Origin of the sequence: Paenibacillus sp. FSL R7-0340 (assembly GCF_038002205.1) — a bacterium.
Classification (GTDB): Bacteria; Bacillota; Bacilli; order Paenibacillales; family Paenibacillaceae; genus Paenibacillus; species Paenibacillus polymyxa_B.
The window spans coordinates 644,307-660,214 of record NZ_JBBOBY010000002.1 but is presented as its reverse complement, the minus strand read 5'-3'; the positions used below and the strand labels follow the sequence as shown (position 1 = coordinate 660,214).

The window sequence follows — 15,908 nt, the reverse complement described above, 5'->3', positions numbered from 1 at the left end:
GTCAGGTGTAGGGACATGTCAGACAAAAAAATTATCTTTTTCGATATCGACGGTACATTACTGGACGATGACAAGAAAATGCCGTTAACGGCAGAAAAGGCCGTCTTTGCTTTGAAAGAGCTGGGACATGAGGTGGCCATCGCAACAGGCCGTGCGCCTTTTATGTTCAAAGATATCCGCGAGCAGTTGGAAATTGACTCCTACGTCAGCTTTAATGGGCAATATGTCGTGCTTCGCGGGGAAGTGGTCGCTACCAATCCGTTGAACAGAGAAGCCTTGCAAGCGATGACCGATCTGGCCCTCACACATAATCATGCTCTCGTATATATGGATCATATGAACATGAAGGCCAATATTCCTAACGATGAGCTTGTGGAGAGATCAGTCCAAACGCTTAAGGCCAAGATTTCAGTTGGATACGACCCGCTCTATTTCCAGGGAAGAGATATTTATCAGACGCTGTTGATGTGTACAGCAGAAGAAGAGCCTTTCTATGAAGCGGTATTCAAGGCGTTTGACTTTGTGCGCTGGCATCCGAGTTCTGTGGACGTTGTTCCTCATGCTGGCTCCAAAGCGAAGGGCATTCGCGAAATTACATCCAGACTGGGCATTGCCGATGAAAATCAATACGCCTTTGGCGATGGCTTAAATGATGTCGAGATGCTGACAGCTATACATAACAGCGTCGCGATGGGCAACGGCTGTGATGAAGCCAAAGCCGCAGCTAAAATGGTCACAAAACGCGCAGATGAAGACGGTATTTTGTACGGACTGCAAAAGCTTGGCTTGTTAAGCTAATAGGATTGCTGATAGACTGGGCATGTTTCGGGAAAAATAAAGTCTGTTTAAAGACTTACATATGAGAAAATAGGAGGTTGTCCTTAAATATGGAGACGGAAGGCTTACGCAATGTCGAACAGCTAGCCATGAAGAAGTACAAAATTTATAAGCAGAGCCTACTCCGGTATTTGGCACGTTCCATGCTGGCGAGTATGTTCATCGGGTTCGGCGTTATTGTAGCCTTCAAGACGGGCAACTTTTTTTACATGGAGCATTCTCCATTCACTTATCCCATGGCGGCACTCACGTTCGGAGCGGCCATCATTCTGATCGCTTACGGCGGCGGGGATTTGTTTACAGGTAACACCTTCTATTACACGTATGCTGCGCTCCGTAAAAAGCTGCGCTGGGGGCAGGTGCTTCGATTATGGGCTGCCAGCTATGGTGGTAATTTGCTGGGTGCGGGGGTATTTGCACTCCTTATTTACTTGACCGGGCTGTTTGACTCCTCCAGCGTGAACAGCTTTCTACTGAACGTGGTTGAGCATAAAATGGAAGCGCCTGCAATGCAGCTATTCTTCCGAGCTATTTTGTGTAATTGGCTGGTCTGTCTTGCCTTTTTTGTTCCAATGTTTATGAAGGAAAATGGTGCAAAGATGTTTGCCATGATGCTGTTTGTATTCTGCTTTTTCATTTCGGGATATGAGCATAGCGTGGCTAATATGTGTACTTTCGCCATTGCGCTCGTGCTGGATCATCCGGGTACGGTTTCTGTCGCTGGCGTGATCCATAATCTCGTTCCGGTTACGCTCGGAAATCTGGTTGGTGGCGTGTTGCTTATGGGGGTTATGTACTATTCGGTGAATCTCCCGTTTTTGGACGAGGAAGAACACTAAAAAAAAGAAGCCGTGGGACTTTGGTTCCACGGCTTCTTTGCGTTATTTTAGTAATAGAGCAGGTGCTTTCTTGCCTTTTATCCTTCTTGAGCAGGAAAATGGATAAACTCCTCCAACTCCTTGAACAGCTTCTTGGGATTAACATTGTCAGGTACAACCAGAGTTAGCGGCTCATCCAGCTTCAGCACATACATGCCTAAAATGGATTTGGCATCTGCCATGCCGCTTTTGCCATGAATCCAGATGTCATAGGTATAATTCGAAACGATTTGATTGATTTTTTCAATATCCTTCACGTCTTTTACCTTGATGGGTGTCATCATTGCACAGCACTCCCCTGTATTGAATTGGGGCTTACGAAACAAGCCTTAACATCACTTTACCCCATATGAAGCCTGTTGCAAAATCTTAATTTAGAAAATGACATGCGGCGCGGAGCTGATTTTCCAGTAGCTGCCGACCTTTTCAAAATTCACGGTGATTTTCGCATTCGGCTGCTTGGTTTCTGCCGGATAAGGCACGGTTAGCAGGTAGCTGCGCTTCACCGGAGTCATGGTTACCATTTTCGCCGTAGCCCGGCTGAACTCTAGCAAATTGCCACCATCTGCGTTCAACTGAGCTAATCTGCCGTTAACTTCAACGAAAAATTTACCGACAAATTGCTCACTGGCCTGCTTTGTGTAAGCCTGCGTCAGATAGCTGATCAATTTGGTCTTCGTGCCGATGTCCTCGGACAGATAGCGGTAGCTTTTACCGTTCAACTGGAACGACTCACCTACCGGGCTGCCACCACTAATCGCATACTGATAACGAGACTGCGCCTCCAGCACTAGCGGAACCGCACTCTCGTGGTTCAGCTTGTCCAGCTGCGTCGGTTTCACGCTGGTAGCCGCGGCTGCTGGCGCCGAAGTGGACGGCTGTTGCGGCTTAGACGGCTTCACAGTCGACGGTACGGACGGAGCAGCCGCTGGTGCTACCGATGTAGATGGACGCTGTGCTGGTGCAGACGGAGCTACTGGTGTAGCGGCTTTAGCAGAACCTGCGGCTGCAGCCGGGGTCGAGGCGGCTGGAACCGACGGCGCTTGCGCCGGGGCTGGCATCGTAGCCGACGCAGACGCTGCGGGTGCTGGCACCTGGGCTGGGACGGATGCGGCCGGACTGGCAACGCTCGGTTGCGTCGCTTCCGCTGGAGCGGTCACGGCCGGCGCGGCAGCGGCGGCCTGTGCCACGCTCATAAGTGTGGCCGCAATGCACAGCGCGGATAGCTTCGTATTTATTTTCATACTCATATACACCTCCATAATCATATGTCTGCATAAACTGCACACGTTTCTATTATAAGAATTTCGCTTCTCGATTGGGTTGCTAAATTGTTTCTATTTGCCTTTTTTTGTTCATTCTGCACGAAGTTTGTCCGTATTTGCCGGGGACGGCTGTTCTGATTGTTTCAACTGCTTTGCCTCCATCTCTTCCAAGGATAGCGACAGTTGCTTAACAGATCGGTCCAGCTCCTCCAATCTGCGACTCAAAGTGACGAGGATGTATTTTAACAGAATCAGACTTAATGCAGCAGGGAATCCGACATTAGTTACGAGCTCGATCATGCCTTCAGTCGTTAAAGAACTCACAGATTCCGCCTCCTTCTTCATACATATGTTCCATCAATAAGAACTAGTGTTCCCATTTTTATGGAAATCATACGTTATCTTTTGGGCTCTCATGACAAAAAGAGCTCCAATTAGCTAGGAGCCCTCTCTGTTTTTGTTCATTCTACCTGCTTTCAGACCACTTTCGAACGACATATCAAGGAGTATATATATTCGGCTGCTGGGGCTTGGACATCCCTTCTCCGAGATAAAACCCGGTGTGCGGCGGCTGATTATAAGCTACGTTCTGCCAGGCAACACTCAGGCGATACACTGGATCATGCATAAGCGTATAGAATCGATGTTCTGACTCGTATGGTGTTGTGTAGATCCGCAGCGCCGAATTATCACTTTTGCGCCAAATGACTTCCTCACGCCAGTCACCGAAGAGATCGGCCTGCAAGGACGGTGTTCCTTTGGTTCCGTTATTGGAACTCGTTCCTGTTGCCGTAAGCAAGTTGGAAGTAGTCGAGTTCGTATAGTTCCACTTGTCTATCTTTCCAGCGCTTGATGAGGTATGATCCAGCAGTTCACGGAGGAGATCCCCATCCCACCAGATGCCAAAATTAATGGAAGACGGTAGCGTGTTGGTGATGAGCTCCCCCTTGGCTGAACGCAAACCAATACCCGGTGCCCACTGCTCGTTCCCTTTGGTCCGCGGGTCAATGTCTGCCGACATGCCTCTTCCGGTATCCTTGCCTGTATTTACGCCCCATAAAATATTTCCATTACGCGGGTCGTACATGGCAGCTCCGTAGGTGGCATTTTTGTCCTCGTTCACCTTGAACACTTCATAACCTGAACGGTCGGGGTCCAGATCGCCAACATGAAGTGCATCTCCATGTCCCATCCCCGTGTTAGCCAGCTTCGCTCCGTTATCGTCTACAACCAGCGAGCCATACACGATCTCATCCTTATCATCTCCATCCACATCCGCCACGCTCAAACTGTGGTTCCCCTGTCCAGCCGTCCCGGCATTGGTGGAGCTGTTGCTGTCAAAGGTCCAGCGTCGGCTCAGGTTACCGTTCCGCCAATCATATGCGACCAGAACGGTGCGGGTGTAATAACCACGTGCCATCACTATGCTGGGTCTCACGCCATCCAGATAAGCAACCCCGGCGAGAAAACGATCCACACGGTTACCATAATTATCTCCCCAGCTCGATACCGTTCCGCGCGGTGGCACGTAGTCAATCGTACTAAGAGCCTTGCCTGTATCACCTGAGAACACAGTTAGAAACTCGGGACCTTTCAAAATATATCCGCTCGTGTTTCGATGATCAGCCGAAGCGTCCCCAATCTTTACACCTGCACCATCCACTGTGCCGTCTGCTGTTTTACATACGATCTCTGCTTTACCATCTCCATCAAAATCGTAGACGAGAAATTGCGTGTAGTGAGCTCCAGCCCGTATGTTCCGTCCCAGGTCGATCCGCCATTTGCGTGTTCCATCCAGCTCGTAGCCATCCAAAAATACATTTCCCGTATAACCGGATTGCGAATTATCCTTGGCATTGGAAGGGTCCCATTTTAACACAATCTCATACTCGCCATCCCCATCCAGATCCCCTACGCTGGCATCATTGGCATGGTATGTGTAATTCACATTATCCGGAGTTGTGCCTCCCGCGGGCTGCTGGATCGGAACATCCAGGTAGTTGTTGTTCCATACCTTCACCGCAGGAGAAGCGCCCTGCTCTGCTCCATTGACCACGGCACGAACGGTATACGAAGATGAGGTCGTACCTGCCTTGTCCAAAAAGTTGGTTCTCGATGTAATCGGCGCATCGTTTACCTTGCTTGTCCCTCTGTACAAATTAAAGCCGACCGAATCCGCTTCCGTGCCCAGCAAGCGCCAGCTCACCAGTACACCCTCAGGCACCTTTACAGCGACAGCTCCCCGGCTTAGCTTTTCCATTTGCCTCGTAGAGGCAGCAGAGACCTGGCTATCCATCGGGGTGACCACTCCACTCAACATTACACCGAGACAGAGCAACGCAGTATACCGAAACCTTTTGTTCATCTGAATCATTAGCTCCTTTCATGGTTTGTATTTTCAATAGATTTATTTTATGTGACTGATAAGTTATTGTTATTTAAATTTTATGATAGCGCTTACATAAATGTAAAGGGACGAATACGTCCTTTTTGTTCAAAAATCCGGGCTAATGCTTTAAAAATCAGAGGTCCATGAATAATCGTTCTTCATCCGCAATGCTCTGGATATCCTCCGAGCTGATGCTGATATACTGATAGCCCTCTGCCTGTTGTTTTTTCAATGCAAGTTCCTTCATAAAACGTGGGCTGCCCTCTCCCGCATCCTCATCGTAAACAAGCAATAAACCGTCTGTTTTGCGGAAAAGGAGTTCATCCCGTGCCTTAAGTTGCCATATTCCCTGATAAGGCTGGCGGCTGACTACTCCCACATAGTCAACTTCGGCACAAATCTGCTGAAAATATTCCTTTTTGTCCTCTTTCCATTTTTCTTCCATATTTTGATAAGCCATCATAATAGAGCATTTGAGGTGGGGATATTGCTGTTTTAGTGCAGTAACGACCTCACAGGCCCACAGGTCCACCCCGTATTGGCCGGGGGTAATCACCCATTCCAGCCCTTCTTCGACCAGGGGAATAAGCCTGCCTGCAATCGCCTTTTTAATATATGGAATGCCTTCGTGCTTCTGACTGAAAATATTCAGCTCATGGGCACGATAGCCCGAAACAAGCAAGTTTTTCATCTTCTCAACGTCCTTCTCCGATTATCATAAAGGTTATTGTACCACTTCAGAGCAGACCACTAAACACTTCGTTTTTTGGAGGAACGAATTGAATATAACGCAAAAGACGAACCTCTTCCAATTGGGCTGGATCAGGTTCGTCTTTTGGAGTTTGGTATTCATTCATGCTTTTTGGGTGCCTAATGAATTCTTATTATCTATTCTGAGCATAATCCTCACTTGGTATTTTCATTAAAACGACATACAGCTAGACGTAGTATCTGCGCCGTTGCGATAAGCAAAATGCTCGTCCCCAGTGATATGAATGATATCCCCTTTGACTACCGCCGCTTCCTTACGAATAATACGTTTGTTGAATTTGTTCTCCTGATATTATTGAAATTGGGTAAGATTATTTTTTTCCATTCCCTATCACTCCTCAGACGATTTTATGCGGACATCTTTAATTCTAATGTTGCTACTAAATAAACCGGCATCACTACTTAGCTTGAATGACGGGTAACTAGGGTCTGCCTCAAGCCGCATTCTGCTATCGAACTGCTGCTCCTGCTGCTGATCTACCCAAAAAGAATAAGGCTCAGACTGAACTACTTTATCAGTTGTATTCGGTGTAGTGACAACCAAGATGACGAGTACGCCATTGCATCCACAATCCTCGGTGTCATAAAACAACTTGAACATTCCCGGTTGTCCTGAAAGAGCCAATTCTAGTCTTTCAACGGACAAGGAATCCAATTCTAAATGTATGCTCATGAGATGAATTCTCTCCTTTGTAAATGAGATGTTTGGAGCCGTCAGCTCCATAAAGACTAAATTTTAACTATGTGTTCATTATAGTCATGTTTTCGTATGTGTCTATGTGACTGCACTCACTGCTATCAATGAACTCTTACATAAAAAGGCAACCCGATTACACCGGGTCACCTCCGTCATCTCTCATCTTATCTAAACCAACATTCTAGTCACAACTTCTATCCTTTGTAAAAAGGATTATGACCTGTGCCTTTGCCCGATGGCATCGCCCCAGGCACCCCGTCCGCTTCAAGCAGCGGACGGACAATGAGCTTCACCGGCCATTCCCTGCTCTCGAATACCGCTTGGAACAGCTCAGCCCGGTCAGCTTCGGGAAGCGGCACCACCCGTAGCGCTTCCTTCCACGCCTGCTCGGTGATATCCCATAATTTCGCTTCCGGGATAGGATACACCTCGCTTAGCGCTTCCATAATCGCAGCCAGGTTCACCTGTGTGCCCAGCGACTGCACGTAGAAGATCAGCTTGCGGATCGTCTCATTATACAAGCTGTTCGAGTATCCTGGCCGGATATGATAACCCGGGTCTGCAATGCCGTGTTTGTCCAGATACGGCTGATGCAAACGAACGGAGTCGTGGTCACGGAATAACAGACCGTTCACCTGTCCGTCCTGCAGTACCACGCAGCAGTTCTGACCGTGAATTTCGGGTACAACGCCTATCTTGAACAGCCGCATCACCACATCATAGAATAACGCCGTCAGATCGGTGTAGAATCCCATGACCTCTTCACTGGTTAACTCTCTGCCCAGCAGGTCGGATAACATATGGCGACCTTCCAGCGTCACCCCAAGCGCAGCCATGGGAATGACCTGCATACCTTCTTCCAGCAACTTTGGCGGATAAATGCGAATCTGGGCGGCCAGATGGCGAGGATGATCATCGAACAATCCCATGGATTCCGGCATGTATCCCCACCAGTTCCGTTCCTCGCAGAGCCACACTTTACCTGTAAGCGATTCATCGCAGGCCACCGCCTGTCGTAACATCTTCTCCCCAGCCAGACCATTCAGCAGCTTCACTACCGGGAGATAGCGGGCGGCCCCGAGAGATAACACACTGACCGGAAGCTTGAGCATCTGTGTGGATTCTTCCATCGGGGCCATCGAGCGCAGGGACGATGTCGCCTGAACCTCTCCCAATTCAATATCCAGTACAACGATGGTACCGTCCCCGATCTCTCCGTTGAAACGTGGCAAGATGATATGTTCCATCTGCCATGGATGTACTGGCATGGGCATGTATTCTTGCAGATTCAGGCCCTTCCGGGCCAATTCTGCTTCCAGCCTGCTCCGCTGTTCTTCATCCAGTACATCCAGTGTGGACAATCCTTCCTTACATCCCTGTTGTACGGCATCCCAACGCACCGCCACCCATCGCAGCGGGATCTCCTTCCTGAATTCCGCTGCATACCGGGTCACATCCGCTTCTGTGAACCCCACCTTGGCCTTGGAGGTGGGGTGAAATGGACGATCTCGCAGCGCTGCAACCTGCTCTCCCTTGATAAACCAATCGTAGGCATTGAACGGAACTTGTTCTCTCAGACGTTGTACCTGCTGGAGTCCCAGTGCCAATTGCTCGGTGGCTATTTTCACGCCTGCGAAGAATTCCGCAACCCCGGGATGCGCGTATGCTTCATCCGAAAGCGTCATCCGAAGCACAGCCTGTCCTACGACTGCCGGAGATTCAAGAAGCTTCCAGCCTCCATCCGGTGTCTCTCCATAGACGGGTGAACCTTGTACCCATTGATATCCCTGCCTTTTGCCTGCTTTCACCAGAAACAAAATCCCTTTCTGATGCAGCATAAGCTGTCCACTATGTCTACCTGCCCCATTCTCATCCTGCTTATCCTTACCTGCGACATTGCCGTCGGTTCCGTTCCCCGTTCCCCATCTGCTCTGCGAAGGACCTCCATTACCATCCCCCAGAAACATTCGGCGGAACGGTTCTGGTGAAGTAGAGAGTTCAATGAACGGATGCCCTTCCAGCGGAAGCAATTGCTCGGCCAGAAATGCATTGATCAGATCCTCCATAATCCGGCGCTCAGCGTCTTGCAGACTGGCACGCTTCATCACTGTTGACATGGTTATTGTCCTCCGTCAAATAATGGAATGCCGGGTGCGGATGACCCAGAAAATCATGATGCGAGATGGTCCAGCAATAGGCTCCCGACTTCTCGAATACAACAATATCGCCTACCCGCAGCCGCTCTACTTCCGCATCTGAATGCATACGATCCTTGGGTGTACACAGTTCTCCGACCACGTGAACTTTGTTGTCCCGTACCTCTGGTCTTGCAAACGAATGCCCCCAACGGTCCGTAGACATAATGTGAAACGGATGGTTGTGTCCCCATGATGCGGGCAAACGATTATGATGTGTACCTCCTCTTAACACGGCAAAATGCTGACCATGCGATGTTTTGATGTCCGTAACCTCTGCCGCATAATAACCGTGGTCAGCGACAAGCATGCGACCCGGCTCAAAATACAACTGTATGCCGCGTGAAGCAAGGCGCCCTCTGGCTTCACTGCGCTCAATTAAGGATGTGAACAGGGACCAGTCAAACCCGGGGCTACCATCATATGTGACGCCAAACCCGCCTCCGGCGTTAATTACTTCAAGATGCAGGTCATATGCCTGCTGCCACATCTCCACCTTTTGCAAATACATCTCAATCATCTCGGCATGCAGTCTCGCGTCCACATTGTTCGATAACGAGTGAAAATGAAATCCGCATAAACGCACCAAACCTGCGCCTTCCTCACGAATGACCCGGACTGCTTCTTCCACGCTCTCCTCATCCATGCCAAATGGACTCGGACCGCCGCCCATTACAATCCGGGTCCGCGGCAATGTGCTGCTTCTCAGATTGATCCGCAGCAGAATGCGGACTTCCTGTTCTCTCCTTGTAGCAATGGTGATGACACGCCGCAGTTCCAGCAGGCTCTCCACATGAATGAAACTCACCTGATGCTCGATAGCCTGCTTCAACTCACTCTCCTTTTTCCCTGGACCGCCAAACAGGATTGGAACCTCGCTACTTACACTCCTCACCTTGAGCAACTCACCAATGGAAGCTACCTCGAACCCGTGAACCCAGGGCAGCAAAGCCTCAATAATTCGAGGATCCGGATTGGCCTTTATGGCATAGAATAGCCGCGTGCCTCTGGACAGCGTGTGCAGCATGTGACGGACCTGCTCCTGAATACCAGCCAGATCGTAGACATAAGCACATACCGGGTCTTCACTATCCCTTTGCAGTTCATGGATCATATTCCATACGCTTGATTTCATATCAGTCCACCCGCATTTCCATAGTCATTCCGTTTCTGTTCGTATGCCCGAAAAGCCGTATTCCGGTCATCGCCCAACACGTATATGTATACCCCTCGTTCGGCCCACAGCGCCATGCCTTCCTGGCTTCTGGCCACCGTTGCATACGGTACCTGGCACTCCTTCGCGTCTTCGTATAATGCGCCTAGCGCACGCTGCACGTCTGGATGTTCCGTCTGCCACGGTACACCAAGTGATTGCGACAGGTCTGCCGCCCCCTCTAGTACCCAGCTCACCTGGGGATGAGACAGAATGCTCGCACTTTGCCGGACGCCCTCCACACTTTCGATCATCGGTACAACCATCACCTGTTCATTCGCTTCCTGAATATACCCGGTGAGTGGATACTTGCCGAATACCCCCGGTCGCCCACTGTTCAGACTCCGCATGCCAAGCGGATGATAATACGCATGACGAACCGCTTCCTCCACCTGCTCCCGCTGTTCCACATGAGGTATGACAATGCCTTGTGCGCCGCAGTCCAATACCTTTAGAATCTCTGTTCGCTCTACCTTCGAGATGCGTACCAGCGGGGTCATTCCTGCCAGCTCCGCAGCACGAACCAGCTCTTCCACCGATTCCATATTCGTTGCGGCATGTTCCAGGTCGATAATTACAAAATCATACTCCGCATGTCCAATCATCTCAATGATGACCGGATGTGGGATAGAGACAAAGAGGCCAAACACCGGCTGTTTACGTTCAATTTTCTCCTTCAGCGTGTTGGTTCTCATCTGAGAACGTCCTTCGCCAACTTCAGCGGATTACTGGCCTTACGGAAATACAGTTCCCCATCCCCATACAGGCGGCGCTTGGTCATCTCTTCAATCAGCGCATCCTCGGCAAAAAGATCAAACCACTCGAACCGTTCCTCGTACTCCGGGTGCTCCCGCTGATAGTCCACAATCGTGGCCGCGCACAGCTGCCAGAACGCTTCTTCCGTCAGACCGAAATTCTCCAGCGTCAGCGCAATATCCGTCATGCAAATAAAAAAGAACGCATCATACGTATAGTCCCGGACTTCCGACACGTCACCCGCGTAGATAAAGGAATACCGATTGAACTTGCGGTGGGTCTCCGGTTCGGGGTGCAGCTTCGGGGCTCGTTCTGGATTCAGCAACTTCTCGGGTACATAGCGGACACCATCATGAAGGTCCTTGATGATGATCCGTTTCGGCAGATCATTTTCCAGCACCAAAATGATATTCTGGGCATGCGATTCCAGCGCGATGCCGTGTGCATAGAGCAGATGAATAATAGGCAGCGATACCGTTCTAACGAGCGCTTCACTCCACTTCTGAATGCCATGATGCTTAACTGCACCCTGGATAAACGGTACCCCGTTCGACTGTACCAGCATAAGTGCATTTAAGGGCCAGGCAGTCTCGCCTTCTTGCAGATGAACAGATACATTTTCACGCCAGATCGCCCCTGTTGTGCCATACGCCCGTCCATACTGGATTGCAGGCAAATTCTCGTACCGGAGCGAGAGTCCCATGATCTCTTTCAGAATGGAAAACTCTTCCCGTTGCAACAACTCATCCTCTCGAATGAGTGCTTCCAGCCAGTCGCTGATTAGCGGTGCATTCTGGGTCGTATGCTGTGCCAAAATGCGTATGCTCGATGTATTGGTAATACTCAGCGACAGCTTGAGATACGGTGCCTTCGAATTCATCCGGTTCGACAGGGAACGAATGGACTGCTGGGCGCGATAGGTTGAGTCCGAAGGGCCGAGAAAAACGATATCTCTGTCCATTCGTTGCCGGGCAAACACCGATTCCAGCTGGTGTTCCCACTGCCACGGATGAACAGGAATGAATATATAGCGTTTACCCTCCGTGTCTTCCGACTGAAGTATCTGATTAAATCGGCTGATATCCTCCTCTGTGAGATGTTGTCTCACCAACTGTTCTGACGTGTAGCCTGTGGAAAGAGCCGTTTGCACAAGTCCTTCTTTCACGGCAATCCAGTATACGGTCACATCCGAGTTAAACTCTGGACCATAGGCAAGATTGTCTTTTAGGGTGAAGCCAAGCCTCGATTTGTAGCTTGGATGGTAGAGATGACCATCGCTCATATGGCTTTCGAGGGCATCATAGTGCAGGTCTTCATCCGGAATCTTCTCAGGCAGCAAAGCCCGGCACTGACTGTCCTTCGCCATCGTCTCCAGCAATTCCTGAATGAAGGCCGTCACATTCGCACCCTCCAGAAGGTTCAGTACCATTTCCTCCAGAAACAGATCCAGATCGGTGCAGGGAACGCCCTCTCTTCGAATCGAGCCCTTCGCCACCTTCACTCGGCCAAATGAAAATTTTCGCTCCGCCTCACAGCTGTATGTCACAGCCTGCCCTGACGTACTCCGCCCCACAGTACACCATTCGTTTTCCCCCACCTTACAGTCAAGGATACCCTCGAACCACATGGCTTCCAGCGCCTGCCGCATGATCCGTTCCTGTACATCCGTGTATACTGCCGTCTTGTGACCTTTCTCAGCCCTGTACCCTATGAACCCCACGCCACTTCACTCCCTATTCGGTTCATTATATTGCTCACCGGCACATACGCCGGGGTCTGACTGATCCCCCTAAGACAGCTCACCAGATTTTGTTTCGCCAGAAAACTGTCCGCGGTCAGCAAATGCTGCACATACACGTTTCCAGTTCGATCCAGTTCCTTCACAAGCACTTCGCGGACCTTTGCCCAGAAATGCTCCTCCGATACGTTCACATCCCTTGCCATCGCATGAATGAGGGAACCCAGATGATTGATAATAAAGTAATAGGATGTCCTCGCCCAAGCCTTGTCCCGTGGATAAAACAACAATCTAGAGGGAGCGGTATCCACCTCATGGATCAGCCCCTCATCGACACTGACTCCTTCCAAGTCACGCACGATAAATGCCTCAGGCATTCCGTCTCTTAGCGTCACGAGAGTATTTTGCAAATGAGCTTCAAAGTGAATGCCTCGCTCTCCGGCCGCTCGTACAATGGGCAGCAAAGACAAGGTCAGATAACGTGCAAACCAGCGCTCGGCTTCAGCACGTACGCCACCCAGCATCGTCATAAGTCGTGATTGCATTCCCGGCAAGGGGGCTTCTACCAGACTCGACAGGACATATGTACATTCCGGGTCAAACTCAATCGGTCTGTATGCGACGGTAAACAGACTCGTTAATTCTCCCTCCTGAAAGTCACAAGTAGCTACACCTGTCTCATAGGCAATCTGCGTATGCTGATCTGCACCGAAGCAATTCTGCTGCTTGATGTACCTGGAGGCGTCCAGCGTCCTTCGCATCTGCTCCGCACTATTGGTGCGAATCATGTTGGTAATCTGCATGTTCAGCGACAGCTTGATATTGCAATTCAGCTCTGGAATATAAACGGTGCGTACCGAGGAGGTCGGGTAGGCCTTCGGCCCGCCGCTGCCCATCGGAATGAGTTTCTTATCCAGAATATACTGCTGGACCTCGGACAAGCCCAACACGTACGCATACTGCCAGGGATGGATAGGCAGTAGTTCATACTCATCCCCATGCTCACCCCACTCTGCTTCCCAAGCTTGTTCCACATGCCCGTGCAGGCTGGCATGCAGATTGATCCTAGTGTAATCATCCACCCATTCCTGCATGTACACATCCTTCCTCACAGCAACGTAACAGAGTTGGAACGAGGTACGCAGTTCTGGGCTGTACATCCGTACGTCGTGTTCGGTGAAGCCTTTGGAGTTTTTCGGAAACGGGTGAAAGGGATGACCATATACCAGAGACTGTTCAGAAGTACAGTAATCATATATGCCAAGTCCAGCAGCCTGCTCGATATACAGCGCAAGATTATTCACGCTGTTATCTACCTTTTCCGCAAAATCACGCACATCAGCCGCATGGGTCAACCTGCCTTGCTCATGCCGGCTGTTTCCATACGCCGTGTCTTCACTCAACTCCCGTGTGATCCAGCGAACCAGGTCCTGATAATGCACCGCTTGCCCGTGCTGTTGTACGCTTCGGTACTCATGCTCTCCCATAGCCGAGTAATACGCTAATTGTCCGGTTATCATCACCCCGCTGGCCTGAAAAGCAACTGCGTACGTCATCGCATTCGGATCAATCCGAATGTCGCCCTCCTTCTCCACCGCAAGCTCCCGGATATAACAATTGAGCAGCAGCTTACAAGAGTGTATATTCGCCTGCTGCTCTGCTTCAGACCTGAGCCTGTTTTCCATCTCGAACAATGTTGCCAACCTTCTTTCGGGTTATAAATAAAACAAGGGACAAGGTCACAGGATGGCACAGCCGAGACCCATACTAATCTCTTTCAGTGCCGCCCATCTGGCCGTATCTGCTGGTGTTCTGACCCGTTGAACCATTAGCAGACTAATCATCCAGAGTACCTACACTGCTGACCAGCAGCGGAATGCTGGATGGATGCCACCGCTTGCGGCGGGCAGGCACGTCCATTCGAATATACCGATCACACCATAGGAGCAAGAACAACGCAAAACGCAAGCGGGCTATTGAGCCAGAACAAGCAATGATTTGCCCTTATTCTGCAATCGACTTTTCGAAATGATGTTCCATCTGAAAAAGATACTCCAGGTACAACCGGACGACATCACGTGTGGTCCCCCCAAAGGGGAAGACATGGTGGGTCAGGTCCGGCAATGCGTTGACTTCCAAAATGCCTCCCTGATCTCCTGTCAGCGGCTGGCGGATATTCTCACAACGGATATCAATGCCAGCCACATCAATCCGGAGGGCTCCTGCGGCCTCAATTGCCATTTGTGCATTGTCAGGAAGAATCGCTTCCGTACAGTCCATATAAAATTCACTGATGTTCCCGGCGGCCGAATTGCGAAGATCATATAGCTCGATCTCCCTTCCTGCCGCAGGTACCTCCTCCAGTGTGATTCCCTGTCCAAGCAGAACCTTTCGCAAAGGCTCTGCGTCTTCATTAATCTTGGGAAAGGCCTCGAACTTCCCTATACTGGTATGCTGGATTCGCTGCTGATTCAACATTCGAATCAACGCCCGGATGGTTGAGGTGCCGTCTCCTTCTACATAGACAGGTCGATACTCATTTACTGCCGCCACTTCCCCGTTAATGACCAGTACCCTGTAATCCACACCCGTTACGAATTGCTGCAGCATGATGCTGTTACTATGGGTACCCGCCCGGGCAATAGCCGCTTCCAGTTCCTCGTTTGTTCGAACGTCCAGTGTCACACCTGCACTGCCGCTTGCGTCCAGCGGCTTCACTACAACGGAACGATGCAGTTTCAGAAACTGCGTTGCCTTGTCACCCATTGCCTCGATAACGATAAACGGCGGCACAGGCATTCCCCGCTCATGCAGTAGCATATTACAAACCTGCTTGTTCTTGGCGAGCAGTCCAGCGATCAAGGGTAGACGATGCGATCTGGTTTTATTAATGACTCTGCGCTTATCCCCATAGGATAATTCCAAAAAATCTTCACATTCTGCGAGAAGTGGCTCGCAGGTCATTCCCATTTCTCTTGCTTTGCTTATGATGAGTCGGTTTTGCAGATTATGAATTCCTTTCGGAAACAATGAAAATCCTCCCCGACCGAATGAAGGCGTTCGCTCCTGGTTGTGCTTTCATCGGATTGATTTGATGGAAATAATATTGATAATGATTATCAGTTTCAAACAAAATCTATTTTATGGCAATTTCAGTCACCTTGTCAAT

14 protein-coding genes are annotated in these 15,908 nt (G+C 50.1%); 2 read left to right on the top strand and 12 right to left on the bottom strand.

Annotated features, from left to right (window positions below; all coding sequences use genetic code 11):
- The first annotated feature begins 15 nt into the window (after positions 1-15).
- Together MKX59_RS25815 and MKX59_RS25810 are read left to right on the top strand one after the other, a co-directional pair.
- Positions 16-798 (top strand): Cof-type HAD-IIB family hydrolase, encoded by a 783-nt coding sequence (locus MKX59_RS25815; protein WP_340859388.1) that lies wholly within the window; start codon positions 16-18, stop codon positions 796-798.
- Positions 799-887: 89 nt separating this feature from the next.
- Positions 888-1,676 carry a formate/nitrite transporter family protein gene (locus MKX59_RS25810; protein WP_013308962.1) on the top strand — a complete coding sequence of 263 codons (789 nt, stop codon included), beginning with the start codon at positions 888-890 and terminating at the stop codon, positions 1,674-1,676.
- A 77-nt stretch (positions 1,677-1,753) separates the two neighbouring features.
- On the opposite strand, the gene MKX59_RS25805 is transcribed toward MKX59_RS25810, so the two are convergent.
- From MKX59_RS25805 to MKX59_RS25750, 12 genes are all read right to left on the bottom strand, one after another.
- Positions 1,754-1,999 (bottom strand): HPr family phosphocarrier protein, encoded by a 246-nt coding sequence (locus MKX59_RS25805; RefSeq protein WP_023987189.1) that lies wholly within the window; start codon positions 1,997-1,999, stop codon positions 1,754-1,756.
- A gap of 90 nt (positions 2,000-2,089) precedes the next feature.
- On the bottom strand, positions 2,090-2,959 hold the full coding sequence (locus MKX59_RS25800) for a DL-endopeptidase inhibitor IseA family protein (protein ID WP_076265228.1): 870 nt from the start codon (positions 2,957-2,959) through the stop codon (positions 2,090-2,092).
- 111 nt (positions 2,960-3,070) lie between these two features.
- Positions 3,071-3,304: a hypothetical protein gene (locus MKX59_RS25795; RefSeq protein WP_023987187.1), complete on the bottom strand. Its 234-nt coding sequence runs from the start codon at positions 3,302-3,304 to the stop codon at positions 3,071-3,073.
- A 175-nt stretch (positions 3,305-3,479) separates the two neighbouring features.
- Complete coding sequence (locus MKX59_RS25790; RefSeq protein WP_371918000.1) at positions 3,480-5,345, bottom strand: rhamnogalacturonan lyase; 1,866 nt, start codon at positions 5,343-5,345, stop codon at positions 3,480-3,482.
- Positions 5,346-5,502: 157 nt separating this feature from the next.
- The gene (locus MKX59_RS25785) at positions 5,503-6,060 is read right to left on the bottom strand and encodes an SLOG family protein (RefSeq protein ID WP_023987185.1); all 558 of its coding nucleotides are present in this window, start codon (positions 6,058-6,060) and stop codon (positions 5,503-5,505) included.
- A 411-nt stretch (positions 6,061-6,471) separates the two neighbouring features.
- On the bottom strand, positions 6,472-6,813 hold the full coding sequence (locus MKX59_RS25780) for an iron-sulfur cluster biosynthesis family protein (protein ID WP_076265227.1): 342 nt from the start codon (positions 6,811-6,813) through the stop codon (positions 6,472-6,474).
- Positions 6,814-7,031: 218 nt separating this feature from the next.
- Entirely contained in the window at positions 7,032-8,954 is a 1,923-nt protein-coding gene (locus MKX59_RS25775; protein ID WP_076265226.1) for an IucA/IucC family protein, read from the bottom strand.
- Complete coding sequence (locus tag MKX59_RS25770) at positions 8,914-10,167, bottom strand: type III PLP-dependent enzyme (RefSeq protein ID WP_076265225.1); 1,254 nt, start codon at positions 10,165-10,167, stop codon at positions 8,914-8,916. The genes MKX59_RS25775 and MKX59_RS25770 overlap by 41 nt, the downstream gene beginning before the upstream one ends.
- Entirely contained in the window at positions 10,164-10,940 is a 777-nt protein-coding gene (locus tag MKX59_RS25765; RefSeq protein ID WP_076265224.1) for an HpcH/HpaI aldolase family protein, read from the bottom strand. Before MKX59_RS25765 ends, MKX59_RS25770 begins: the two co-directional genes overlap by 4 nt.
- Positions 10,937-12,721, bottom strand: a complete 1,785-nt coding sequence (locus MKX59_RS25760) for an IucA/IucC family protein (protein ID WP_076265223.1) — start codon at positions 12,719-12,721, stop codon at positions 10,937-10,939. Before MKX59_RS25760 ends, MKX59_RS25765 begins: the two co-directional genes overlap by 4 nt.
- Positions 12,709-14,424 carry an IucA/IucC family protein gene (locus MKX59_RS25755; protein WP_256703682.1) on the bottom strand — a complete coding sequence of 572 codons (1,716 nt, stop codon included), beginning with the start codon at positions 14,422-14,424 and terminating at the stop codon, positions 12,709-12,711. Before MKX59_RS25755 ends, MKX59_RS25760 begins: the two co-directional genes overlap by 13 nt.
- Before the next feature lie 319 nt (positions 14,425-14,743).
- Positions 14,744-15,769, bottom strand: a complete 1,026-nt coding sequence (locus MKX59_RS25750) for an ATP-grasp domain-containing protein (protein ID WP_023987178.1) — start codon at positions 15,767-15,769, stop codon at positions 14,744-14,746.
- Positions 15,770-15,908 lie beyond the last annotated feature (139 nt).

What these genes read in the sequence shown, in the direction of transcription:
- MKX59_RS25815 (WP_340859388.1), top strand. Translation starts at nt 16, where the DNA reads ATGTCAGACAAAAAAATTATCTTTTTCGATATCGACGGTACATTACTG.
- MKX59_RS25800 (WP_076265228.1), bottom strand. Translation starts at nt 2,959, where the DNA reads ATGAAAATAAATACGAAGCTATCCGCGCTGTGCATTGCGGCCACACTT.
- MKX59_RS25790 (WP_371918000.1), bottom strand. Translation starts at nt 5,345, where the DNA reads ATGAACAAAAGGTTTCGGTATACTGCGTTGCTCTGTCTCGGTGTAATG.
- MKX59_RS25775 (WP_076265226.1), bottom strand. Translation starts at nt 8,954, where the DNA reads ATGTCAACAGTGATGAAGCGTGCCAGTCTGCAAGACGCTGAGCGCCGG.
- MKX59_RS25805 (WP_023987189.1), bottom strand. Translation starts at nt 1,999, where the DNA reads ATGATGACACCCATCAAGGTAAAAGACGTGAAGGATATTGAAAAAATC.
- MKX59_RS25770 (WP_076265225.1), bottom strand. Translation starts at nt 10,167, where the DNA reads ATGAAATCAAGCGTATGGAATATGATCCATGAACTGCAAAGGGATAGT.
- MKX59_RS25810 (WP_013308962.1), top strand. Translation starts at nt 888, where the DNA reads ATGGAGACGGAAGGCTTACGCAATGTCGAACAGCTAGCCATGAAGAAG.
- MKX59_RS25785 (WP_023987185.1), bottom strand. Translation starts at nt 6,060, where the DNA reads ATGAAAAACTTGCTTGTTTCGGGCTATCGTGCCCATGAGCTGAATATT.
- MKX59_RS25765 (WP_076265224.1), bottom strand. Translation starts at nt 10,940, where the DNA reads ATGAGAACCAACACGCTGAAGGAGAAAATTGAACGTAAACAGCCGGTG.
- MKX59_RS25780 (WP_076265227.1), bottom strand. Translation starts at nt 6,813, where the DNA reads ATGAGCATACATTTAGAATTGGATTCCTTGTCCGTTGAAAGACTAGAA.
- MKX59_RS25755 (WP_256703682.1), bottom strand. Translation starts at nt 14,424, where the DNA reads ATGGAAAACAGGCTCAGGTCTGAAGCAGAGCAGCAGGCGAATATACAC.